Raw genomic sequence first — 22,026 nt, forward strand, 5'->3', positions numbered from 1 at the left:
CGGGGGCGGGTGTGGCACGGTTGTGGTGTGCGGATTCTGATAGTGGAGGACGAGGAACCCCTCGCCGAGGCAGTGGCCAGGGGTCTGCGGCGCGAGGGGATGGCCGTCGACGTCGCGCTGGACGGGAACGAGGGCCACGAGAAGGCGACCGTCACCCGCTACGACGTGGTCGTGCTGGACCGGGACCTGCCCGGCATGCACGGCGACGAGCTGTGCCGGGAGATTGTCGCCTCCGGGGCGCTGACCAGGGTGCTGATGCTCACCGCCAGCGACGCGGTCGCCGATCGGGTCGAGGGCCTGTCGCTGGGCGCCGACGACTACCTGGCCAAGCCGTTCGCGTTCCCCGAGCTGGTGGCCAGGGTGCGCGCGCTGGCCCGCCGGGCGACCCCGGTCACCCCGCCGGTGCTGGTCGCCGGGGACGTGGAGCTGGACCCGGCGCGGCGCACGGTGGCGCGCGCGGGCAAGCCGGTGGAGCTGACCCGCAAGGAGTTCGGCGTGCTGGAGGTGCTGCTGGCCGCCCGCGGCTCGGTGGTGAGCAGCGAGGAACTGCTGGAGCGGGTGTGGGACGAGAACGCCGACCCGTTCACCACCACCGTCCGGGTCACGGTGATGACCCTGCGCAAGAAGCTCGGCGACCCCGGTGTGATCGACACCGTGGTGGGGTCCGGCTACCGGGTGCCCGCGTCGGCGGCCGAGAGCGGGGGGTGACGGCCGCACCCCGGCGCGGTCGGGGGCTGCGCGCCCGGATCACCCTGCTCGCCACCGGCCTGGTCGCCGCGGTCAGCGCGCTGCTGCTGTGGCTGGGCTGGCTGCTCGCCGGTGGGGTCGTCGCGTCCGTGCCGTCGCTGCCGAAGGGGACCACGGTGGTGGTCAACGGCGTCCGGGTCGACGCCGAGCGGCTCGCCGAGGCGCTCGCCGACGACGCCCGCGAGCGGGTGCTGCTGGCCGGGTCGGTCGCCTTCGTCTGCGTGGTGCTGGCCACCGCCATGCTGGCCTGGGTGATCACCGGGCACGTGCTGCGGCCGCTGCGCGAGGTCACCGTCACCGCCCAGCGGCTGTCGGTGGAGTCGCTGGAGGAGCGCATCGGCCACCGCGGCGCCCGCGACGAGGTCGCCGAACTGGCCGACACCTTCGACGCCATGCTCGACCGGTTGCAGGCGGCGTTCTCCGCGCAGCGGCAGTTCGTCGCCAACGCCAGCCACGAGCTGCGCACCCCGCTCGCCGTCATCCGCACCGAGCTGGACGTCACCCTGGCCGACCCGGACGCCGACACCGCGGAGCTGCGCCGGATGGCCGACGTCGTCCGCGCGGCCACCCTGCGCGCGGGCCAGTTGGTCGAGGCACTGCTGGTGCTCGCCCGCACCGACGGCCTCGGCGTGGGCGCCACCGGCCCGGTCGACCTCGCCACCGTCGTCACCGGCGCCTGGCGCTCCACCCGCGCCGAAGCCGAGCGCCGCGGCATCACCGCCACCTTCCACCACGGCCACGCCACCGTCCTCGGCGACGCCGCCCTGCTGGAACGCGTCGCCGGGAACCTGTTGGAGAACGCCGTCCGCCACAACACCGACGGCGGCTGGATCGATGCCAGGACCACCAGTGGTCCACAGTGGACGACGTTGTCGGTGGCCTCCTCCGGCCCCCCGATCGACCCGGACCGCGTCCCGGAGCTGTTCGAACCCTTCCGCCGCGGCGCCGTCGACCGCACCGGCACCGGCACCGGCCTGGGCCTGTCCATCGTCCGCGCGGTCGCCAGGGCCCACGGCGGCACCGTCGCCGCCGAACCCGTCCCCGGCGGCGGCCTCCGCGTCGAGGTCACCTTCCCGTCGGTCTGAGCCTCAGCGCTTGGCCACCCGGCGAAGCTGGGCGTCGAGGTAGGCGCGGGCCCGCCGCTGCCCGCCGCGCTCGGCGATGGCCGACTCCAGGGCCAGCAGGACGCGGCTGACCCGCTCGGCGTCGGCGGGCCAGCCGCGGCGCAGGCACTCGGCGAGCCAGTCGGCCGGGCTGGTGTGCCCGCGCAGGCGGTTGCAGCGGCGGCAGGCGGCGACCTCGTTCTCCAGCCACGACGGGCCGCCCTTGACCCTCGGCACCAGGTGGTCGGTGGTGGCCGGGACGCGGCCGGACACGTCCAGGCCGCACCAGGCGCAGGTGGGGCCGTCCCTGGTCAGGATCAGCCGCATCCGCTCGGCGCGGCCGGGTTGCCGGTGCTGCACGGGGTCGCCTCAGCGGAACCGGTCGGCCAGGGCGCGCGCGTCACCGGGGGCCTTGACCTTGGCGTCGTTGTCGAAGTAGACGTAGACGTCGCGCGGTTCCGTGGCCCCGGCCGGACCGGCGACGGTGAACTCCGACTCCACGTCGCCGCCGTCGCGCCAGGTGCGGACCTTCGCGGCCCACTCGTCGAGGGCGGCGTCGCCGTAGCCGCTGGCGTACAGCTCGGTGTCGCCGTGCAGGCGGACGTAGGCGAAGTCGGCGGTCACGTCCTCCAGGCGCGGCCAGGTGCCCGCCGTGTCGGCGGCGACCAGGGCGACGCCGTGCGCGCGCAGCAGGTCGACGAACGCGGGCGTGGCGAAGCCGGGGTGGCGGACCTCCAGCGCGTGCCGCACCGGGCGGTCGGCGTCGGTCTCCGTCCACGCGCGACCGTCCAACCGGGAGTCGTGTGCCTTGGCCAGGGCCGCCGCCTCCGCTGTGCTGCGCGGTAGCTGCCGGAGGAACGCCGTCAGCACGTCGGGTTCGAACGGCAGGTTCGCCGGGGTCTGCCACAGGATCGGCCCCAGCTTCCCGCGCAGCGCCAGCACGCCCGAGGCGAAGAAGTTCGCCAGCGGGGTGTGCGCGTCCTTGAGCCGCTTCATGTGCGTGATGAACCGGGGCCCCTTCACCGAGAACACGAAGTCCCCCGGTGTCTCGTCGCGCCAGCGGGCATAGCTCTCCGGGCGTTGCAGCGAGTAGAACGAGCCGTTGACCTCCACCGAACCGAGCTGCCCGGCGAGGTAGGCCAACTCCTTGCGCTGCACCAGTCCCTCGGGGTAGAACACCCCGCGCCACGGCGGGTACACCCACCCCGAGGTCCCGATGCGCACTCTCCCGCCCATGCCTCCATGGTGCGCCACCGCGTGCCGGAGCGCTCGACGTGCGCGGGGGCGGGCTCAGGTGCCGGTGAAGATCCGGTCGAGCCGGTAGTCGACGATGCCCGTGGCCTGGTCCACGTCGTAGGCGCCGGTCAGCATCGCGCTGACGAGACCGGCGGCCATGACCGCGAGGGTGTCGGCTTCCAGTCGCGGGTCGAGGTGCGCCGGGACCGCCCCCTTCGCCTGGGCTCGGCCGAGTTGCTCGGCCAGTGCCCGGACCAGGTGGGGGCCGAGTGCTTCCTGGTCGCCCGCCTGGCCGCCGCGGGTGACGTCGACGGCGAAGTAGGCGATCTGGACCGCGCACAGCACGCGGCTGCGCTCGTCGGTCGGCAGGACGCCGAACAGGTAGGCCCGCACGACCGCGCGCTCGTCCCCGGTCCGCAGCGCCCGGAGGACGCCCTCCCCGGCGCGTTCACCGCTCAGCTCGACCATCCGCTGCCAGGCGAACCGCAGCATCTCCTCCTTGGTGGGGAAGTAGTACTGCACCAGGTTCATCGAGATGCCCGCCTCGGCGGCGACCGCACGCAACGTGACCGCGGGCAGGCCCTGGGCCGCGGCGATCCGGTACAGCGCCTCCGCGATCTCGTGCCTCCTCTGCTGGTGGTCGACGCGCTTGGGCACGCGGACACTCTGCCACACCCTGGTCGGGGCGTGCACGCACTGTTATAGTGCAGTTGCACCATAAAAATGAGGAGGGGCTGTGCTGGGGGAGTTCACCGATGAGAAGGCGCGGGAGCGCTACTTCGCCGTCTACGAGACCGTGCTGCGGAAGTGGCCCGTTCCCGCCGAGGAGCTGGACGTCGACACCCGCTTCGGCGCCACCCGCGTCCGGCGGAGCGGCGCGGGCCCCGGCACGCCGGTCGTGCTGCTGTCCGGCATCTTCGGCACGTCGCTGTCGTGGTACCCGCACATCGCCGACCTGGCCGCGCGGCACCCGGTCTACGCCGTCGACACCATCGGCGAACCGGGGCGCTCGACGCAGACCGAGCCGGTCCAGACCCCGGAGGACTGCGCGGACTGGCTCACCGACGTCCTCGCCGGTCTCGGCCACGCGGAGGTCCACCTGGCGGGCGTGTCCCGTGGCGGCTGGTTCGCGCTGAACCTGGCCGCCCGCTCGTCGGACGGGCTCGCCGGTGTCACCGCGTTCGAGCCCGCGGGGTTCTCCCTGCTCGGCAAGCGGTTCATGCTCTGGGGCCTCGCCGAGCTGGTCCGGTCGCTCGCACCGGAGGCGGTCCTCCGCCTGATCGGCTCCGGGGACCCGGCGGTGCGGCGGACCCTGCGCCCGCTGCTCTCCCGTGGTCTCAAGTACCGGATGCACTTGCCGCCACAGCACGTGTTCACCGACGACGAGCTGGGCGCGATCGCCGTGCCCACCCGGATCGTCCTCGGTGAACGCAGCGTCGTCCACCGCTCCCGGGAGGTGCTCGCCCGCCTCGGGGCGGTCAACCCCCGCATCCGCGTGGAGATCGTGCCCGGCACGACCCACTCCCTGTCCCTGGAGGAGCCCGGGCTCGTCACCGCCCGCATCCTGGAGACCGCGGGATGAGCGGGGCTCCCCGGTGAAAGGACTGGGCCCCCGGCCGGAAGCCGGGGGCCCAGTGCGCGGTCCTACCGCGTCACGCCACCGGCACCGAGGCGACGCCCGGGGCCAGGAACGGCTTGCCGTTGACCTTCTCCGAGATGCCCTCGCGGTCCAGGTACGGGGTGATGCCGCCCAGCCAGAACGGCCAGCCGCCGCCGAGGATCATGCACAGGTCGATGTCCTGCGCCTCGGCCACCACGCCCTCGTCGAGCATGATCCGGATCTCCTCGGCCACGCCCTCCAGCACGCGGCGGCGCACCTCCTCCGAGGTCAGCTCCACCGAACCGAACTCCCAGAGCGCCTGCACCTCGGGGTCGACCGACTGGTTGCCCGCGGCGTCCCAGACGTAGACCGAGGACTTGCCCGCGTCCACGAACTTCTTCATGTTCGGGCTGGCGCCGAAGCGGTCCGGGAACGCGCCGTGCATGGTCTCGGCGACGTGCAGGGCCACCGGGGCGCCCACGAGCTGCAGCAGCACCAGCGGGCTCATCGGCAGGCCGAGCGGCTCGGTCGCCTTGTCGGCCACCTCGAACGGGGTGCCCTCGTCGATCGCCTTGACGACCTCGCCCATGAAGCGGGTGAGCAGCCGGTTGACCACGAACGCCGGGGCGTCCTTGACCAGGACCGACGACTTCTTCAGCGACTTGCCGACCGAGAACGCCGTCGCCAGGGTGGCGTCGTCGGTCTTCTCCGCGCGGACGATCTCCAGCAGCGGCATGACCGCGACCGGGTTGAAGAAGTGGAAGCCGACCACGCGCTCGGGGTGCTTGAGGCCCGCGGCCATGTCCGTGATCGACAGCGACGAGGTGTTGGTGGCCAGCACGCACTCGGCCGAGACGTGCTCCTCGACCTCGGCGAACACCTTCTGCTTGACGCCCAGCTCCTCGAACACCGCCTCGATGACGAAGTCGGCGTCGGCGAAGGCGGCCTTGTCCAGCGAACCGGTCACCAGCGCCTTGAGGCGGTTGGCGGCGTCGGGGTTCAGGCGGCCCTTGCCCTGGAGCTTGTCGATCTCGGTGTGCACGTAGGACACACCCTTGTCGACCCTGGCCTGGTCGATGTCGGTCAGCACGACCGGCACCTTGAGCTGGCGGGCGAACAGCAGCGCCATCTGCGAGGCCATCAGGCCCGCGCCGACGATGCCGACCTTGCCCACCTTGCGCGCCAGGGACTTGTCCGGGGCGCCCGCGGGCTTGCGCGCGCGCTTCTGGACCAGGTTGAACGAGTACAGCCCGGCCCGCAGCGGGTCGGTCATCAGCACGTCGGCCAGCGCCTGCGTCTCGGCCGCGTAGCCCGCGTCCAAGTCGTTGCCGCGCGCGAGCTCCAGCAGTTCCAGGGCCTTCTGCGCGCCCGGGGACGCGCCCTTGGTCTTGCCGTGCACGATCGCCTTGGCGCGCTCGACGGCCGCGTCCCAGCCCGCGCCGCGGTCGATCTCGCGGCGGGCCGGGGTGACTCGGCCGTTGACCACGTCGGCCAGCCAGAGCAGCGACTGCTCCAGGTAGTCCGCCGAGCCCAGCAGCACGTCGGTGATGCCCAGCTCCGCGGCCTGCTTCGGCTTGAGCATCCGGTTCTGCGACAGCGCGTTCTCGAAGATCACCGTCACGGCCGCGTCCGGGCCGATCAGGTTCGGCAGGAGCTGCGTGCCGCCCCAGCCCGGGAACAGGCCGAGGAAGACCTCGGGCAGCGCGATGGCCGCGGTGTTGTCCGACAGGGTGCGGTAGTGGCAGGACAGCGCCAGCTCCAGGCCGCCGCCCATGACCGCGCCATTGACGAACGCGAAGGTCGGGATCGTCGACTCGGTGAACCGGCGGAACACGTCGTGGCCGGTCTGGGCGATGTCGAGGGCCAGCGAGCGGTCCGCGATCTGCTCCACGCCGGACAGGTCGGCGCCGACGGCGAAGATGAACGGCTTGCCGGTGACCGCGATCGCCGCCGGGTCGGCCGCCACCGCCGCGTCGAACGCGGCGTTGAGGCTGACCAGGCTCTGCGGCCCGAAGGTCGAGGGCCGGGTGTGGTCGAAGCCGTTGTCGATGGTGATCAGCGCGACGGGCTTGTCCAGGCCCGGCACCTTGACGACGCGGGTGACGGCCTTGGTCACGACCTCGTCGGGGAAGGCCTTCTCGGCCTGCTCCTGCGTCAGCATCAGTTGTCGCCCCCGGTGTAGTGCGGGTTCTCCCAGATCACGGTGCCGCCCATGCCGATGCCGATGCACATCGAGGTCAGGCCGTAGCGGACCTCGGGGTGCTCGGCGAACTGGCGCGAGAGCTGCGTCATCAGCCGCACGCCGGAGGAGGCCAGCGGGTGGCCGCAGGCGATGGCGCCGCCCCACATGTTGACCCTGGGGTCGTCGTCATCGATGCCGAAGTGGTCGAGGAACGCCAGCACCTGCACGGCGAACGCCTCGTTCAGCTCGAACAGGCCGATGTCGGAGATGGACAGCCCGGCGCGCTTGAGCGCCTTCTCCGTGGCCGGGACCGGGCCGATGCCCATGACCTCGGGCTCGACGCCGACGAAGGAGTAGCCCACCAGGCGCATGCCGATCGGCAGGCCCAGCTCCTTGGCGGTCTCCTCCTCGGCCAGGATGCAGCCGGTCGCGCCGTCGTTGAGGCCCGCGGCGTTGCCCGCGGTGACCCGGCCGTGCGGGCGGAACGGGGTCTTGAGGGCGGCGAGCTGCTCGACCGTGGTGCCCGGCCGCGGCGGCTCGTCCTCGGTGGCCAGGCCCCAGCCCAGCTCGGCCGAGCGGGTGGAGACGGGGACCAGCTCGGGGCCGATCTTGCCCGCCTTCACCGCGTCGGCGTACTTCTCCTGGCTGCGCGCGGCGTAGGCGTCGCAGCGCTCCTTGGTCAACTGCGGGAAGCGGTCGTGCACGTTCTCCGCGGTCTGGCCCATGACCAGGGCGGTCGGGTCGACGAGCTTGTCGGCCACGATCCGCGGGTTCGGGTCGACGCCCTCGCCCATCGGGTGGCGGCCCATGTGCTCGACGCCGCCCGCGATGGCGATGTCGTAGGCGCCGAAGGCGATGCCGCCCGCGAGGGTGGTCACCGAGGTCATCGCGCCCGCGCACATCCGGTCGATGGCGTAGCCGGGGACGGTCTTGGGCAGGCCGGACAGCAGCGCGGCGGTGCGGCCGATGGTCAGGCCCTGGTCGCCGATCTGCGTGGTCGCGGCGACGGCGACCTCGTCCACCCGCTCCGGGGGCAGCTCGGGGTGCCTGCGCAGGAGTTCACGGATGACCTTGACGACGAGGTCGTCGGCACGGGTCTCCGCGTAGATGCCCTTCGGGCCTGCCTTGCCGAACGGTGTGCGGACACCGTCGACGAAGACCACGTTCCGAACGGCGCGCGCGGCTGCGTCAGCAGCGGGTGCGGCCACGAGGGTGCTCCTTAGTCGGGATTGGGCTACCAGTTGGTAACCCCACTCTAGCCCTTGTTACCCGTTGGTAACTACGGCTGTGACCCTATGGCGTGGGCCACATTCGGCGACCGGAGACCCAGGAACGCCGCCATCTCGCGCACGGTGTGGTCGAAGAACGCGTCGGCCGGGTCGGCGCTGCCCACCAGTTGGCCGAACAGCTCGAAGCCGATCATCCCGAACAACTGGGTCCAGGTGATCATCACCCGCGCCATCGCCCCCGGGGTCAGCGTCGAGCCGGTCATCCCGAGCAGGTGCTCCACCTGCGCGCGCAGCTCCGCGGGCAGCTCGCCGTCGGGCAGGTCCGCCGCCTCGGCGACGCGCACCAGGGCCAGCGGGATGCGCGCGGCGGGCGCCACGGTGTCGTGCGGGGCGCGGTAGCCGGGCACGGGGGAGCCGAAGATCAGCGCGTACTCGTGCCGGTTGGCCAGCGCCCAGTCGCGCACGGCGGTGCACACCGCGTGCCACCACAGCGCCGGGTCCGCCGCGGGTTCCACCGCCTCCACGGCCTCGCCGAGCGCGTCGTAGGCGTCGATGATCAGCGCCGTCAGCAGCTCGTCGCGGCTGGGGAAGTAGCGGTAGATGGCGGAGGAGGCCATCCCGAGCGCCCTGGCCACCGCGCGCAGGGACAGCCGGTGCGCGCCGTCGACCGCGAGCTGGCGCCGGGCCTCGTCCTTGATCGCACCCGTCAGCTCGGCCCTGGCCCGTTCCCGCGCGGTCTGTCCGGCAGTCATGCGGTCGAGTGTGACACGCAAGAGCACTGCTCGCAGATGAGAGCACTGCTCTTGACTCCGGGGCGGCCGGGCGATTCACTGGGAACACGCCGAGAGCGGTGCTCTCGCTTCGGAACGAGGAGACGACCATGACCACGGCGAACGAGAACGCCCAGGCCCGCTACCTGCGCCCCGGCCCGATCGCGCGGGCCCTGCACTTCGACGACCTCGTCGCCTTCCTGGTCAAGCGCGGCGTCAACGTCTGGGGCTCCCGGGTCCTGACCGTCCGCGGCCGCAAGAGCGGCGAACCGCGCTCCACCCCGGTCAACCTGCTCCGGTTCGAGGGCGCCGCCTACCTCATCGCCCCCCGCGGCCACACCCAGTGGGTCCGCAACCTCCGCGCCGCGGGCGAGGGCGAACTGCGCGTCGGCAAGACCGTCCAGAAGTTCACCGCGGTCGAACTCGACGACGCCGTGAAGCCGCCGCTGCTGCGCGCCTACCTCAAGCGCTGGGCCTTCGAGACCGGCGCCTTCTTCGACGGCCTCACCCACAGGTCCACCGAGGACGAACTGCTCGCCGCGGGCCCCAAGCACCCGGCGTTCCGCATCACCACGGTGTCCTGAGCGCCCACACCGCAGCCGCGGCTCAGTCCACGACGACCGGCAGGCTCCGCAGACCGCGGATGCGGAAGCCCTCGGCCCACTCCGCGGTGAAGTCCGGGTCCGCCAGGCGCAGGCGCGGGAACCGGGTCAGCAGCGCGGTGAACGCGATCTCGCCCTCCACCCTGGCCAGCGGCGCCCCGAGGCAGTGGTGGATGCCGTGGCCGAACGCCAGGTGCCCCGCCGTGGGGCGGGACAGGTCCAGGGTGTCCGGGTCGGGGAAGCGGGCCGGGTCGCGGTTGGCGGCGGTGAGGGCGACGTGGACGAACTCGCCCTCGGCGACCTCGACCCCGGCGATCTCCAGGGCCTCGCCCGCGTAGCGCAGGGTGGCGAAGCCGACCGGGCCGTCGTGGCGGAGGAACTCCTCGACCGCCGCGGGCACCAGCGCCGGGTCGGCGCGCAGGGCGGCGAGCCGGTCGGGGGCGCGCAGCAGCGCGTGGACGCCGTTGCCGATCAGGTTCACCGTGGTCTCGTGGCCCGCGAACAGCAGCAGGAACGCCATCCTGGTCAGTTCGAGGTCGTCCAGGCCGTCCTCGTCGTCGCGGGCGCGGACCAGGGCGGAGAGGATGTCCTCGGCCGGGGCCGCCTGCTTGGCGGTGACCAGGGCGGACAGGAAGGTCATCAGCGGCGCCACGGTCTCCGGGGTCGGGCCCTGGGCCATGGCGTCGGTGAGCCTGCGGAACTCGATGCGGTCGGCCTCGGCCACCCCGAGCAGTTCGCCGATGACCGTGATGGGCAGCGGCAGCGCGAACGCGGGCAGCAGGTCCACCTCACCGGACATCCGGTCGAGCAGGCCCTCGGTGATCTCGCTGATCCTGGGCCGCAGCGCCTCGACCGCGCCCGCGGTGAACGCCTTGGTGACCAGCCTGCGCAGCCGGGTGTGGTCCGGCGGGTCGGCGTCGAGCATGTGGGTGTTGCGCGGCGACCCGGACGGCATCGGCGGCCCGCCCGGCGCCGACGCCATCCACCGGGCGTTCGCCCCGGACTTGCGCAGCCGCGGGTCGGCCAGGGCCGCGCGGGCTTCGGCGTAGCCGGTCACCACCCAGCCGACCCTGCCGTCCGGGAAGCGGACCCGGTGGACCGGGCCGTCCTCGGACCACCGGCGGTAGAACCGGTGCGGGTCGGCGAAGAACTCCGGGCTCAGCTCGACTGTGGGCTCCACACCCTCAGCTTGCCGTGGCCCGCAGTGCCGTCGCCACCGCCTCGGCGACCAAATTCGTCTGCCAGGTGCGGGCGCCGCCCGCGTGCAGGGTCTCGGTGACCGCCTCGACGTCGAGGTCGGCGGGCGGGGTCCAGCACGTGCGGCGCAGCAGGTCCGGTTGCAGCAGGTTCTCCACCGGCAGCCGGTTCTCCTCGGCGATCTTGCCCAGGGCCGTGCGGGCCGCGGACAGCCGGGCGGCGGCCTCCGGGTCCTTGTCCGCCCACCGGTTGGCGGGGGGCGGGCCGTCGGTCGCGGGCGCCGGGTCGGGCAGCTCGGACTTGGGCAGCTCGGCGGCGGCGCGCAGCGCGCGCATCCAGGTGCCCACCTGCCGCCGCTGCGCCCGGCCCTTGAAGACCGGTAGCTGCAGCAGCGCCGACTCGTCGGCCGGGTTCACCGACGCGGCCTGGATGATCGCGCTGTCCGGCAGCACCCGGCCCGGGGCGATGTCGCGTTCGCGGGCGAGGGTGTCGCGGGCCTCCCACAGCGCCCGGATGCCCGCCAGCCCGCGCTGGGTGCGCACGCTGTGGATGCCCGACGTGCGCCGCCACGGCTCCTTGCGCGGCGGGGCGGGCGGGGCGGTGCGCAGCGCCTCGAACTCCTCCAGCGCCCACTCCAGCTTGCCCTGCTCGCGCAGCTCGGCCTCCAGCGCGTCGCGTAGCTGCACCAGCAGCTCGACGTCCAGGGCGGCGTAGTTGAGCCAGTCGACCGGCAGCGGTCTGCGCGACCAGTCGGCGGCGCCGTGGCCCTTCTCCAGGTGGTAGCCCAGCAGAAGCTCGACCAGGGTGCCCAGGGCGACCCGCTCGAAGCCTGCGAGCCTGCCCGCCAGCTCGGTGTCGAACAGCTTGGCCGGGTGCAGGCCCAGGTCGGCCAGGCAGGGGAGGTCCTGGGAGGCCGCGTGCAGCACCCACTCATCGGTGCCCAGCGCCTCGACCAGCGGTTCGACCCGGTCGTCCACGGCGACGGGGTCGATCAGGAAGGTGCCCGCGCCCTCGCGGCGGACCTGCACGAGGTAGGCGCGTTGCGAGTAGCGGTAGCCGGAGGCGCGCTCGGTGTCCACGGCGATGGGGCCGGTCCCGGCGGCGATGCGACGGGCGGCACGCTCGAGGGTGTCGAGGTCGGCCACCACGTCGGGGGTGCCCTCCGCAGGCTCGGTGAGCAGCACCGGAGCAGGCGGTTCGGACCCGGGCGGTCCTGAGGCGGGGGTAGTCACGGCCGATCACCCTACGGCACGGCGACCGGTCCCCGTGGGCAGATCAACAGCCGTGTCCGGTTGTGATTCGGCGTCGGTTCGGCGACGGAGCGGTACGCGGGCTGCCAGATCAGCAGCAGTCGTGTGGCTGGGCCATGCCCAGCCCAGCCACACGACTGCTGTTGTCTAGCGGATGACGCCTGCCCGCATCGCGAGCGCGACCATCTGTGCCCGGTCGCCGGTGCCCAACTTGCGGCCGATCCGCGACAGGTGAGACTTCACCGTGAGCGCCGAGAGGTTCAGCGCCTCGCCGATCTCCTTGTTGGACTGACCGTCCGCGACCAGCTGGAGCACCTCGACCTCGCGCGCCGACAGCTCGCGCGGGGTGTTGTCGGTGCCCGGGACCCTGGTTCCCGTGGCGAGGACCGGCGCGACGCTCGGGTCGGCGTAGACGCCGCCCTCGAGCACCCGGCGGACCCCGTCGGTCACCACGACCGGTGAGGCGGACTTCAGCAGGTACGCCTGAGCACCTGCCTGGAAGGCCGACCGCACCGCGTACGGGTCGTCGGACGAGGCCAGCACGACGATCCGCGGCCAACCGTGGCTGCGGAGCTCCGTGACCAGCTCGATCCCGCTGCCGTCCGGCAGTCCGAGGTCCAGGATCGCGAGGTCGCACGGGCCGGTGGCCTGTGCGCGCGCCCTTGCCTCGGCCACCGTGGCGGCCTCGTGCACTGTGCCCGCGCCCATCTGCGTGAGCCGAGCAGCTATCGCCTCCCTCAACAGTGGGTGGTCGTCGACCACCAGCACTGAGAACAGCTCCTCCCGCGGGTGCGGGACCATGTTCGCCGGCAAAGAGCCGGCAGGCGTGGTTCGAACGGCCTGACCTAAGCCGACGGCAGCCACGTCACTACCTCCCTGGAGTCGGTCGTTGCCCCCCGACCGGCACTGGGACTTTCGACCAAACAGCCGCGCCGCCGTTGGACCGAAAGTGGTGTCGACGAAGGCAGCCTAGCCGCCCAAGCGGGTTAGCGGGACGATCAATCGGGTAAGTATCCGAATGGGTTGTGACTGAGGGCCCGTTCGGTCACACGATCGGGTGAGTCTCCGATCGGTGACGTAACGGATCCGACTCAGCACTCGATGAAATGGGGTCACCGGTAGTGCACAACTCCGCCGACGCCCGCGTTCGCGCGCTCCTCGCCCGCTCCCCGCTGATCGACGGTCACAACGACCTCCCGTGGGCGCTGCGCGAGCGGACGGGCCCCGATCCCCGGGCGGCCGTCACCGGCACCGACCTCACCGCCGAACAGCCTGACCTGCACACGGACCTGGTCAAGCTGCGCCGCGGCCAGGTGGGCGGCCAGTTCTGGTCGGTGTACGTGCCCGCCCAGTTCGAAGGTCACGCCGCGGTCACCGCCGTGCTGGAGCAGATAGAGATCGTGCACGCGCTGATCGACCGCCACCCCGACCACCTGGCCCTGGCCACCACCGCTGACCAGGCGGAATCCGCGTTCACCTCCGGTCGGATCGCCTCGCTGCTCGGTGCTGAGGGCGGGCACTGCATTGCCGAGTCCCTCGGCGCCCTGCGCGCACTGCACCGCCTCGGTGTGCGATACATGACGTTGACACACAACGACAGCACCTCCTGGGCCGATTCGGCCACCGACGAGCCACGGGCGGGCGGCCTCTCCGAGTTCGGGGAGGAGGTCGTCGCCGAGATGAACCGCCTGGGGATGCTCGTCGACCTCTCGCACGTCGCCGACACCACCATGCACGCCGCCCTGGACGTCTCCACGGCGCCGGTCGTGTTCAGCCACTCGTCCTGCCGGGCGGTCACCGACCACCCCCGCAACGTGCCCGATGACGTGCTGGAACGCGTCCCCGGCAACGGCGGCGTGGTCATGGTCACCTTCGTGCCGAGGTTCGTCTCCACCGCCATCGCCGACTGGGACGCGGAACTGGCCGAGGCGATGGCCGCGGCCGGGGAGAAGCACACCGACCTGGCGGCGCGCGAGCGGTTCCACGCCTCCTGGAGCGGTCGGGACAGGGAGCCGGAAGCCACCTCGGCGGACGTCGTGGCGCACCTGGAGCACGCCCGCGAGGTCCTCGGCATCGACCACGTGGGCATCGGCGGGGACTACGACGGCTGCGCCAGGCTGCCGCGGGGGCTGGCCGACGTCGGCACCTACCCCGCCTTGTTCAGCCTGCTGCTGGATCGCGGGTGGAGCGAGGCGGACTGCGAAAAAGTTGCAGGGCGTAACGTCCTACGTGTGCTCCGCTCGGCCGAAGAGGTGGCCCGCCCGCACTCTTAACTGGCAAAAGTTAATAACCCGGAGTCATCACCGATGCACAGAGAGCCCCCTTGTCCCGCGTGGGCCGTTCGGCCCAGTGGGTCGCCAACTGGCAACGGGTAAGGACCCGGGGGCCCCGCACCCGTGACAGCGTCCCCTCCGGAGCCCTCACCGGACCCGGGGCTCCGGAGGGGAGTGCGCAGTGAGGGCATCGGTCAGACGCGGGCGAACGGGCCTCGCGATCGGGTCGGGACTGGCGCTGGTCGCCGGTCTCAGCACGGTCGCGGCCACCACCGCCACCGCGGCGGACAACATCTTGCGGGCCGACCAGGCGGTCGCCCGCTCCTGCTTCGCCGAACCCCTGCCGCGGGGCACCCGGGGAGTCGACCGCCGGGAGGTGACCTCCGGCGTCGACGGGCTGCTCCAAGCCCGGCTCAGCGCGGCCGCCGCGGGCGCGGGTGACTGGGACCTGGCGGTGTTCGACCAGGTCAGCGGCGCGGTGCTGGCCGCATCGGCCGGGCTGCGCGACGTCGAACTCGCCGAGGGCTTCGTCACCGCGGGGCAGAAGCTGCTGGTGCAGGCCTGCCGGTACGGCGGCTCGACCCGCACGGTGAAGCTCGGCGTCGACTTCCTGGCGCTGACCCCGCAGGGCGGCCCGAGCACCGCCCAGGTCGTGCGGGTGCAGACGCCGACCAAGGCGGACAAGGACACCCTGCTCGGCCTCGACCTCGACGTCACCGAGAAGGCCGACGCCACCGGGGTCGAGGTCGTGCTGGCCGACGACGCCGACCGCAAGACCCTCGCCGACAGCGGCCTGCGCAGCAGCGTCGTCCAGGCGGACCTCTCGGCCAAGTCCGTGGCCAACGCCCGGCAGGACCGGACCTACGCGGCCAAGGCGCCCCGGTCGGCGCTCCCGTCCGGTCGCACGAGCTACCGCCACCTCTACGACTACCAGTTCGAGGCGAAGGAACTGGCGCGGGCCAACCCCCGGCTCGTGCGCGCCTTCACGCTGCCCGAACCCAGTTGGGAGGGCCGCGACGTCATCGGCCTGGAGATCGCCACCGGCCTCGACACGCCGGACGACGGCAAGGCGGTCAACGTGGTCATGGGCGTGCACCACGCCCGCGAGTGGCCCGCGGGCGAGCACGCGATGGAGTGGGCCGTCGAACTGGTCAACGGGTACAAGGCGGGCGGGGCGATCAAGGCCCTCGTCGGCAAGACCCGCAACGTCGTCGTCCCCGTCGTCAACGTTGACGGGTTCTCCATCTCCCGCGAGGCCGAGCCCAAGGGCGACTTCAGCCGCTTCGACTACGAGATGAAGCGCAAGAATTGCAACGTCAACGATTCGCCCGCGCAATTGCGTACCGGTGTGTGCGCGGCCAACCCCGCCGGTCGCACCCGCGGCACCGACCCCAACCGCAACTACGCTGGCTTCTGGGGCGGCGCGGGCGCCTCGGCGAACTGGAGCAGCGACACCTTCCGCGGCAGCGGGCCGTTCTCCGAACCGGAGACGCGCAACATCCGCTGGCTCGTCTCCACCCGGCAGGTCACCAACCTGATCACCCTGCACACCTACTCGAACCTGGTCCTGCGCGTCCCCGGCGTCGCCGCCGTCCGCCCGCCGCTGGACGAACCGGTCTACCAGGCGCTCGGCGACAGGATGGCCTCCCGCAACGGCTACACCAGCCAGCCGTCCTGGGCCCTCTACGACACCACCGGCTCCACAGAGGACTGGTCGTACTTCGCCACCGGCGGCTTCGGCTTCACCTTCGAGATCGGCAGCACCGAGTTCCACCCGCCGTTCGAGACCGGTGTCGTCGCCGAGTACGCGGGCCTGGCACCCGCGGCGGGCGCGGGCAAGGGCGGCAACCGGCAGGCGTTCCTCGACATGCTGGGCAACGCCGCCGACCCCGCCGCGCACTCCACGCTCGTCGGCTCCGCGCCCAAGGGTCACCGGCTGACCCTGCGCAAGGCGTTCCAGACCCCCACCTCGCCGGTGCTCAACCCCGACGGCACGGTCGGACCGCCGCTCTACGTCGCCGACACGCTGACCTCGTCGCTGGCCTCCACCGGCGGCCGGTTCAGCTGGGCGGTCAACCCGTCCACCCGCCCCTACGTCGCGGGCCGCTACGGCCGCGACCCGAAGGGCCCCGCCCAGGCCCCCATCGCCCTGGTCAACCCGCCCGGCGTCCCGCCGCGCAACCAGGACTTCCCGAACGACCCCACCGCCGAGGTCATCCCGTTCCACGTGGACGGCCTGCCCGCGGTCGACAACGGGAAGATGACCGTCTCCACGAGCTGGGCCACCGAGAACACCGACTGGGACCTCTACGTCTACGACGCGGCGGGCAACCTGGTCTCCTCCTCGGCCAGCGGCGGCACCACCTCGGAAAACGCAGTGCTCTACGACCCGCCCGCCGGGGACTACACGGCGGTGCTGGTCAACTACGACCAGGCGGACCCGGCAGCGCCGGACGACTACACCGCCCCGCGGGTGGAGTTCTCCTCACCGATCCCCGCCACCTACGGGCCCAAGGAGCCCTACCAGCTGACCTGCGCGGACAAGCGCGGCCGGATCGTCGGCCTGGCCGACGTCTACGTCGACCGGGGCCAGACGGTCGACGTCGGCGAGGTCTGCTCCGGCACGGCGCGGGCGGGCAAGCGCCGCTGAGGCCACGGGCAGGCACCCCGCAGGGGTATATGTGGGGTGCCAGCCCGTCGCCCGGAGGTGCCCCCTGTCCGAGACCACCGCCCGCCCGCCCCACCCCGGGGCGGGGAACACCTGATGCCCCGCCTCCTCCTGCTGGCCACCGGCGACACCCTCGCCCAGGTCCGCCACAGCTCACCGCCCCGCATCGCCGACGGCGCCGAACTCCTGACCCGCGTCGCCGCCCCCGAGGGCACCGAGGTGGAGGACGTGCGCGCCGAACCCTCCTGGGACACCAGCCCCGGCACCCAACTCCTGCTCGCCCGCCGCGCCCGCAGCGCCCTCCTCGACGACGGCTACGACGGCGTGGTCGTCACCCACGGCCTCGACACGGTCGAGGAGACGGCCTTCCTCACCGACGTCCTGCTCGGCCCCGCGGCCGACCTGGGCGCGGTCGTGTTCACCGGCGCCACCCGCTGCCTCGACGACCCGGCCACCGACGGCCCGATCAACCTCGCCGCCGCCCTCACCGCGGCGGCCGACCCGGTCACCCCCGGCCTCGGCGCGGTCCTGTGCCTGGACGGGGAACTGCACGCCGCCCGCCGGGCCCACCTCGCCGACACCACCCGCTCGCCGTCGATCACCTCGGCACCGCACCCGCGCCTCGGCCACATCGCGAGCGGCCGGGTCGTGCTCACCGACAAGGCGCCACCCCGGCCGCCGGTGATCACCGACCTGCCGGAGACGAACGTGGCGCTGGTCAAGACGTACCCGGGGATGCCCACCTCGCTGCTGACCGCGGTCACCGACGCGGGGGCGCTCGGGGTGGTGGTCGAGGGGACCGGGCGGGGGAACGTGCCGGTGGAGCTGCTGATGCCGATCCGGGAACTGCTGTCGTGGGACATCCCGGTGGTGGTGGCGTCTCGGGCGCACTCGGCGGGATTCGACGTGGTGGGGGGTTGGGAGGTGGCTTCGCCTGCTGCGGGTGGGCCGCCCGGGGTGTTGGGGATGGACGCGGTGGATCTGGCCGGGCGGGTCGGTGCGATCAGTGCCGGTGGGCTGCGGCCCGGTCAGGCGCGGGTGGCGCTCATGGCTGCTCTTGCCTCGGGTGGGGGTGTTGCCGCGGCCAGGGCTTACTTCGCCGGTCTGTGACCGGGGCGGCTCTTGGGCCGTGTGCTCTCGGTCGCCGGGGCTCGGTGGGTGCCCGACTTGGTGGGTGTGCCCGGCTGGGTGGGAATGCCCGGTCTTTGTGTGGGGGTGCCCGGCTGGGTGAATGTGCTTGGCCGGGGCCCCTACGGCGATCATGTGCCCAGTGTGACCGAGTGGGGCTGAAGGGATGCCCCACAGCCCAGGCAGGCTTGCACATGATCGCCCCCCCCGGCCAAACACATCCACCCAGCCGGGCATCTGCATAGCCGGGCCGGCGGTTTCGAGGTGGTCGCTCGCTGAGCGCATCCACCCACCCGGGGAGTCGGGTAGCCGGGCAGCCGGTTGCGAGGGTGGTCGTCCGCTGAGCGCATCCACCCACCCGGGCATTTGCTCGCCGGGCTGGCGGTTGCGAGGGTGGTTGCCCGCCGAATACATCCACCCACCCGGGCAGTTGGGTAGCCGGGCCTGCGGTTTTCGGGGTGGTCGGTTGTTGCTGCGCCGGTGGGGTTTCGCGGTGGCTGGTGGGCGGGCCGCCGGGTTCAGGGGTGGCTCGCCGGGCAGGCGATTTCGAGGGGGTGGCCGCCCTGGGAGGTGGTGGTCAGTCGCCGTGGCGTTGGCTGAAGAGGGTGACGCCGACCGGGGGGAGGCCGACCACGCTGGCCATCAGGTCGCAGAAGGCCTCGCCGTGCGGGGCCAGGTCGGGGCTCCGGGGGGTCCAGGAGGCGCGCAGTTCCAGGTCGTCGGTGCGGGCGGGGCCCGCTATGTCGCCGAAGCGGGCCGAGGAGGTGTCGGTGACCGTTCCGCCCAGGGCGGTGAAGTCCGCCTCGGCGGCTGCCAGGGCGTCGGTGAGCCAGGACCAGCCGACGTTGGGCAGCAGGGGGTCGTCGGCGAGTTCGGCGTCCAGTTCGGCGCGGACGTAGGCGACCAACCGCAGCACCCCGTCCCAGGTCTCCTGGCCGTCGGGGTCGTGCAGGAGGATGAGCCTGCCGGTGGCGTGCACGTCGGCGGGGCCGGTCGCCTCGGCGGTCAGGGCGAACGCGTACGGTGCCAGCCGCTGCGGGGGCCGCACCTCGGCCAGTGTCAGTTCGGCCCGAGGCCGCAATGACTTCAGCGCCTCGACAGCCTGGACGAACAACTCAGGCGCAGTCGACGTTCCGGTCACGACTGGTAACTGTAGGACCACCCGAGTCGGTGAGCCCGTACGCCGCGCCGAGCACCCCTGGCCCGTTTCCACCACCGTCAGTACGACTGTGCACCATCTGTCCCCTTTGTCACAGGAGTAACGGTCTCCCTCGTCGTGCACGGTCGAATGCCGGCGGGGGCTGCGCAAGTTCGGCTTCCCGGCGGCGGGCAGCCCCCGGTGGCCTGGGGTGGTGCCGCTGGTGCCGGGGGGCTCCGCGGAGTGCGGTGCGGGTGGGCGTGGGACGATGGGGAGGCGATGACTGAACTCATTCACCCGGCCACGGCGCCCGCTGCCGCTCGCCGGGAACTCGTGGACGCTCCATTCCTGGTGGCCGCTCGTGGGGGTGTGCCCCGGCGGGTGCCGGTGTGGTTCATGCGCCAGGCGGGGCGGTCGCTGCCGGAGTACCGGGAGCTGCGGGCCGGGACCGGGATGCTGGCCGCCTGCTTCGACCCGGAGATGGTCCGGGAGATCACGCTGCAACCCGTGCGCAGGCACGATGTGGACGCGGCGATCCTGTTCAGCGACATCGTGGTGCCCCTGGTCGCGGCCGGGGTGGACCTGGACATCGTGGCGGGCACCGGGCCGGTGGTGGCGCAGCCGATCCGCTCGGCCGCCGACGTCGCCGGGTTGCCCGAGCTGGACGCCGGGCAGGTCGAACCGGTGGCCGAGGCGGTGCGGCTGCTGGTCGCCGCGCTGGGGCAGACGCCGCTGATCGGGTTCGCCGGGGCGCCGTTCACCCTGGCCTCCTACCTGGTCGAGGGCGGCCCGAGCCGCAACCACGAGCGGACCAAGGCGCTCATGTACGCCGACCCCGGGACCTGGCACGCGCTGCTCGACCGGCTCGCCGACATCGCGCTGACGTTCCTGCGCGCGCAGGTGGCCGCCGGGGTGGACGCCGTGCAGCTCTTCGACTCGTGGGCCGGGGCGCTGTCCCCGCGCGACTACCGCGAGTACGTGCTGCCGCACTCGGCCAAGGTCCTCGGCGGGCTCGCGGACGCGGGCGTGCCGCGCACCCACTTCGGCGTCGGCACCGGCGCCCTGCTCGGTGCCATGCGGGAGGCGGGCGCCGACGTCGTCGGCGTCGACTGGCGCACCCCGCTGGACGAGGCCGCCCGCCGCGTCGAGGCCGAGACCGGCCGGGGCGGCGTGGTCGTGCAGGGCAACCTCGACCCGGCCACCCTCTTCGCGGGCGACGACGTCGTCCGGCGCGAGGCGACCCGCATCGTGGACGAGGGCCGGGCGGCCGCGGGCCACGTCTTCAACCTCGGGCACGGGGTCCTCCCGGACACCGACCCGGACGTCCTCACCCGCCTCGTCACCTACCTGCACACCCTCACCCCCGGGAAGTGACCTGATGACCGGCCGTCGCGGCGGGCCCGGTGGCGCGACCGGCGAACCGGGGCGCGCGCCGCGGGTCGCCGTGGTGGGGGCCGGGATCTCCGGGCTCACCGCCGCGCACCGGCTGCGCACCCTGCTCGGCCCGGCCGCCGAGGTCGTCGTCGTCGAGCAGGGCGACCGGGTGGGCGGCAAGCTGCGCACCGCCGAGGTGGGCGGGGTGCGGTACGACGTGGGCGCGGAGGCCTACCTGGCGCGCAGGCCGGAGGTCACCGACCTGCTCACCGAACTGGGCCTCGCCGACCAGGTCGTGCACCCGGCCAAGGCGCGCTCCACCGTCCGCGCGGGCGGGGTCACCAGGCTGATCCCCGGCCGCACGGTGATGGGTGTGCCCACGGCCGCCGACGCCGTCACCGACCTGCTCACCGACGAGGGCGCGCGGCGCGTCGCCGCCGAACCCGGCCTGCCACCGATCGACTGGGACGGCGACGCCGCCCTCGGCGCCCTGCTGCGCGACCGCTTCGGCGACGAACTGCCGGACCGGCTGGTCGACCCGCTGCTCGGCGGTGTCTACGCGGGCAGCGTGGACGGCCTCGGCCTGCGCGCCACCATGCCGGGCCTGGCCGAGGCCCTCGACGACGGCGCCCCGTCGTTGACCGCCGCCGCTGCCACCGCCACCCCGGTGCCGACCGGGGGACCGGTCTTCGGCACTGTCGCCACCGGCCTGGGCACCCTCGTCGACCGGCTCGTCGACTCCGCCGCGGCCGACCTGCGGCTGGGCGTCCCGGTGCGCGCGCTCGAACGCCGCGAGCACGGGTGGCGGCTGCACCTGGGCGCGGCGACCCCGGCGCACGCCCCCGAGGACCCGGTGCTCGACGTGGACGCGGTCGTGCTGGCCGTGCCCGCACCCGCCGCGCGTCGCCTGCTCGCCGAGCCGGTGCCCGCCGCGTCCGCCGCCTACGGGCGGGTCGAGGTCGCCTCGATGGCCGTGGTCGCCCTGGCGCTGCCCGGGGGTGCCGAACTGCCCGGTACCTCCGGGGTCCTGCTCGGCGCGGGCGAACGACGGCTCGACGGCACCCGGTTCGCGGTGAAGGCCTTCACCTTCTCCGCGACCAAGTGGCCACACCTGGCCGACCGCGACGTCGTGGTGGTGCGCGGGTCCGTGGGCAGGCACGGCGACCCCGGCGCCCTGCACAACGACGACGACGAACTGGTCCGGCTGGTGCGCGCCGACCTCGTGGAGCTGACCGGGGTCACCGCCCCACCGGTCGACGCCGCGGTGACCCGCTGGGGCGGCGGGCTGCCGCAGTACGCGGTCGGGCACACCGCACTGGTCGAGGAGATCGAACGCGCGGTCTCCCACCACCCCGACCTCGCCGTGGCAGGCGCAACCCTGCACGGCGTGGGCATCCCCGCGTGCGTGGCCACGGGTGACGCCGCCGCGCACCGGATCGCGGCCCACCTCGCCACCCGGGCCCACCCCGCCCGCTGACACGGCGGCGCCCGGCCGTGCCCGCCTCGCCCGGCCGTGCCCGCCTCGCCCG

19 protein-coding genes are annotated in these 22,026 nt (G+C 73.2%); 9 read left to right on the top strand and 10 right to left on the bottom strand.

Going from position 1 to position 22,026, the window contains the following annotated elements:
* Positions 1-27: 27 nt before the first annotated feature.
* Together L6E12_RS20145 and L6E12_RS20150 are read left to right on the top strand one after the other, a co-directional pair.
* A complete protein-coding gene (locus L6E12_RS20145; RefSeq protein ID WP_035283000.1) occupies positions 28-708 on the top strand; it encodes a response regulator transcription factor in 681 nt (226 codons plus the stop codon).
* Complete coding sequence (locus L6E12_RS20150) at positions 705-1,832, top strand: HAMP domain-containing sensor histidine kinase (protein WP_236229471.1); 1,128 nt, start codon at positions 705-707, stop codon at positions 1,830-1,832. The genes L6E12_RS20145 and L6E12_RS20150 overlap by 4 nt, the downstream gene beginning before the upstream one ends.
* A 3-nt stretch (positions 1,833-1,835) precedes the next feature.
* Here the strand turns inward: L6E12_RS20150 and L6E12_RS20155 are convergent, their stop codons facing one another.
* Genes L6E12_RS20155 through L6E12_RS20165 form a run of 3 tightly spaced genes read right to left on the bottom strand, consistent with a single transcriptional unit; the run spans position 1,836 to position 3,743 of the window.
* On the bottom strand, positions 1,836-2,210 hold the full coding sequence (locus tag L6E12_RS20155) for an HNH endonuclease (RefSeq protein ID WP_236229472.1): 375 nt from the start codon (positions 2,208-2,210) through the stop codon (positions 1,836-1,838).
* 9 nt (positions 2,211-2,219) lie between these two features.
* Complete coding sequence (locus tag L6E12_RS20160) at positions 2,220-3,086, bottom strand: DUF72 domain-containing protein (protein WP_236229473.1); 867 nt, start codon at positions 3,084-3,086, stop codon at positions 2,220-2,222.
* A 54-nt stretch (positions 3,087-3,140) separates the two neighbouring features.
* Positions 3,141-3,743 carry a TetR/AcrR family transcriptional regulator gene (locus tag L6E12_RS20165; RefSeq protein ID WP_236229474.1) on the bottom strand — a complete coding sequence of 201 codons (603 nt, stop codon included), beginning with the start codon at positions 3,741-3,743 and terminating at the stop codon, positions 3,141-3,143.
* 79 nt (positions 3,744-3,822) lie between these two features.
* Between L6E12_RS20165 and L6E12_RS20170 the strand changes: the two genes are divergently transcribed.
* Positions 3,823-4,668 carry an alpha/beta fold hydrolase gene (locus L6E12_RS20170; RefSeq protein ID WP_236229475.1) on the top strand — a complete coding sequence of 282 codons (846 nt, stop codon included), beginning with the start codon at positions 3,823-3,825 and terminating at the stop codon, positions 4,666-4,668.
* Positions 4,669-4,738: 70 nt separating this feature from the next.
* On the opposite strand, the gene L6E12_RS20175 is transcribed toward L6E12_RS20170, so the two are convergent.
* From L6E12_RS20175 to L6E12_RS20185, 3 genes are all read right to left on the bottom strand, one after another.
* Positions 4,739-6,847: a 3-hydroxyacyl-CoA dehydrogenase NAD-binding domain-containing protein gene (locus L6E12_RS20175; RefSeq protein WP_374201915.1), complete on the bottom strand. Its 2,109-nt coding sequence runs from the start codon at positions 6,845-6,847 to the stop codon at positions 4,739-4,741.
* Positions 6,847-8,076, bottom strand: coding sequence for a thiolase family protein (locus L6E12_RS20180; RefSeq protein ID WP_236229476.1), 1,230 nt, complete (start codon positions 8,074-8,076; stop codon positions 6,847-6,849). Before L6E12_RS20180 ends, L6E12_RS20175 begins: the two co-directional genes overlap by 1 nt.
* Positions 8,077-8,147: 71 nt before the next feature.
* Positions 8,148-8,849, bottom strand: a complete 702-nt coding sequence (locus L6E12_RS20185; protein WP_236229477.1) for a TetR/AcrR family transcriptional regulator — start codon at positions 8,847-8,849, stop codon at positions 8,148-8,150.
* 128 nt (positions 8,850-8,977) lie between these two features.
* Here L6E12_RS20185 and L6E12_RS20190 point away from each other — a divergent pair, with 128 nt between their 5' ends.
* A complete protein-coding gene (locus L6E12_RS20190) occupies positions 8,978-9,451 on the top strand; it encodes a nitroreductase family deazaflavin-dependent oxidoreductase (protein ID WP_236229478.1) in 474 nt (157 codons plus the stop codon).
* A gap of 22 nt (positions 9,452-9,473) precedes the next feature.
* Here the strand turns inward: L6E12_RS20190 and L6E12_RS20195 are convergent, their stop codons facing one another.
* The 3 genes from L6E12_RS20195 to L6E12_RS20205 form a co-directional block, all read right to left on the bottom strand.
* A complete protein-coding gene (locus tag L6E12_RS20195; RefSeq protein ID WP_236229479.1) occupies positions 9,474-10,649 on the bottom strand; it encodes a cytochrome P450 in 1,176 nt (391 codons plus the stop codon).
* A gap of 4 nt (positions 10,650-10,653) precedes the next feature.
* A complete protein-coding gene (locus L6E12_RS20200; protein ID WP_236229480.1) occupies positions 10,654-11,898 on the bottom strand; it encodes a ribonuclease D in 1,245 nt (414 codons plus the stop codon).
* Between the two features lie 165 nt (positions 11,899-12,063).
* A complete protein-coding gene (locus tag L6E12_RS20205) occupies positions 12,064-12,780 on the bottom strand; it encodes a response regulator transcription factor (protein ID WP_035282988.1) in 717 nt (238 codons plus the stop codon).
* 242 nt (positions 12,781-13,022) lie between these two features.
* Between L6E12_RS20205 and L6E12_RS20210 the strand changes: the two genes are divergently transcribed.
* The 3 genes from L6E12_RS20210 (at position 13,023) to L6E12_RS20220 (ending at position 17,967) form a co-directional block, all read left to right on the top strand.
* Positions 13,023-14,189: a dipeptidase gene (locus tag L6E12_RS20210; RefSeq protein ID WP_236229481.1), complete on the top strand. Its 1,167-nt coding sequence runs from the start codon at positions 13,023-13,025 to the stop codon at positions 14,187-14,189.
* A 220-nt stretch (positions 14,190-14,409) separates the two neighbouring features.
* A complete protein-coding gene (locus tag L6E12_RS20215; protein ID WP_374201916.1) occupies positions 14,410-16,839 on the top strand; it encodes a M14 family zinc carboxypeptidase in 2,430 nt (809 codons plus the stop codon).
* A 114-nt stretch (positions 16,840-16,953) separates the two neighbouring features.
* The gene (locus tag L6E12_RS20220) at positions 16,954-17,967 is read left to right on the top strand and encodes an asparaginase domain-containing protein (protein WP_236229482.1); all 1,014 of its coding nucleotides are present in this window, start codon (positions 16,954-16,956) and stop codon (positions 17,965-17,967) included.
* A 595-nt stretch (positions 17,968-18,562) separates the two neighbouring features.
* On the opposite strand, the gene L6E12_RS20225 is transcribed toward L6E12_RS20220, so the two are convergent.
* Entirely contained in the window at positions 18,563-19,126 is a 564-nt protein-coding gene (locus L6E12_RS20225; RefSeq protein WP_035282985.1) for a DUF3000 domain-containing protein, read from the bottom strand.
* Positions 19,127-19,402: 276 nt separating this feature from the next.
* Here L6E12_RS20225 and hemE point away from each other — a divergent pair, with 276 nt between their 5' ends.
* On the top strand, positions 19,403-20,497 hold the full coding sequence (gene hemE / locus L6E12_RS20230) for a uroporphyrinogen decarboxylase (protein WP_236229483.1): 1,095 nt from the start codon (positions 19,403-19,405) through the stop codon (positions 20,495-20,497).
* Positions 20,498-20,501: 4 nt separating this feature from the next.
* Positions 20,502-21,974 carry a protoporphyrinogen oxidase gene (gene hemG / locus L6E12_RS20235; protein WP_236229484.1) on the top strand — a complete coding sequence of 491 codons (1,473 nt, stop codon included), beginning with the start codon at positions 20,502-20,504 and terminating at the stop codon, positions 21,972-21,974.
* Positions 21,975-22,026 lie beyond the last annotated feature (52 nt).

This window comes from Actinokineospora sp. PR83 (assembly GCF_021056305.1).
Classification (GTDB): Bacteria; Actinomycetota; Actinomycetes; order Mycobacteriales; family Pseudonocardiaceae; genus Actinokineospora; species Actinokineospora spheciospongiae.

Coding starts and splice junctions, on each gene's coding strand:
- L6E12_RS20185 (WP_236229477.1), bottom strand. CDS start 8,849: ATGACTGCCGGACAGACCGCGCGGGAACGGGCCAGGGCCGAGCTGACG.
- L6E12_RS20220 (WP_236229482.1), top strand. CDS start 16,954: ATGCCCCGCCTCCTCCTGCTGGCCACCGGCGACACCCTCGCCCAGGTC.
- hemG (WP_236229484.1), top strand. CDS start 20,502: ATGACCGGCCGTCGCGGCGGGCCCGGTGGCGCGACCGGCGAACCGGGG.
- L6E12_RS20190 (WP_236229478.1), top strand. CDS start 8,978: ATGACCACGGCGAACGAGAACGCCCAGGCCCGCTACCTGCGCCCCGGC.
- L6E12_RS20160 (WP_236229473.1), bottom strand. CDS start 3,086: ATGGGCGGGAGAGTGCGCATCGGGACCTCGGGGTGGGTGTACCCGCCG.
- L6E12_RS20175 (WP_374201915.1), bottom strand. CDS start 6,847: ATGCTGACGCAGGAGCAGGCCGAGAAGGCCTTCCCCGACGAGGTCGTG.
- L6E12_RS20210 (WP_236229481.1), top strand. CDS start 13,023: ATGGGGTCACCGGTAGTGCACAACTCCGCCGACGCCCGCGTTCGCGCG.
- hemE (WP_236229483.1), top strand. CDS start 19,403: ATGACTGAACTCATTCACCCGGCCACGGCGCCCGCTGCCGCTCGCCGG.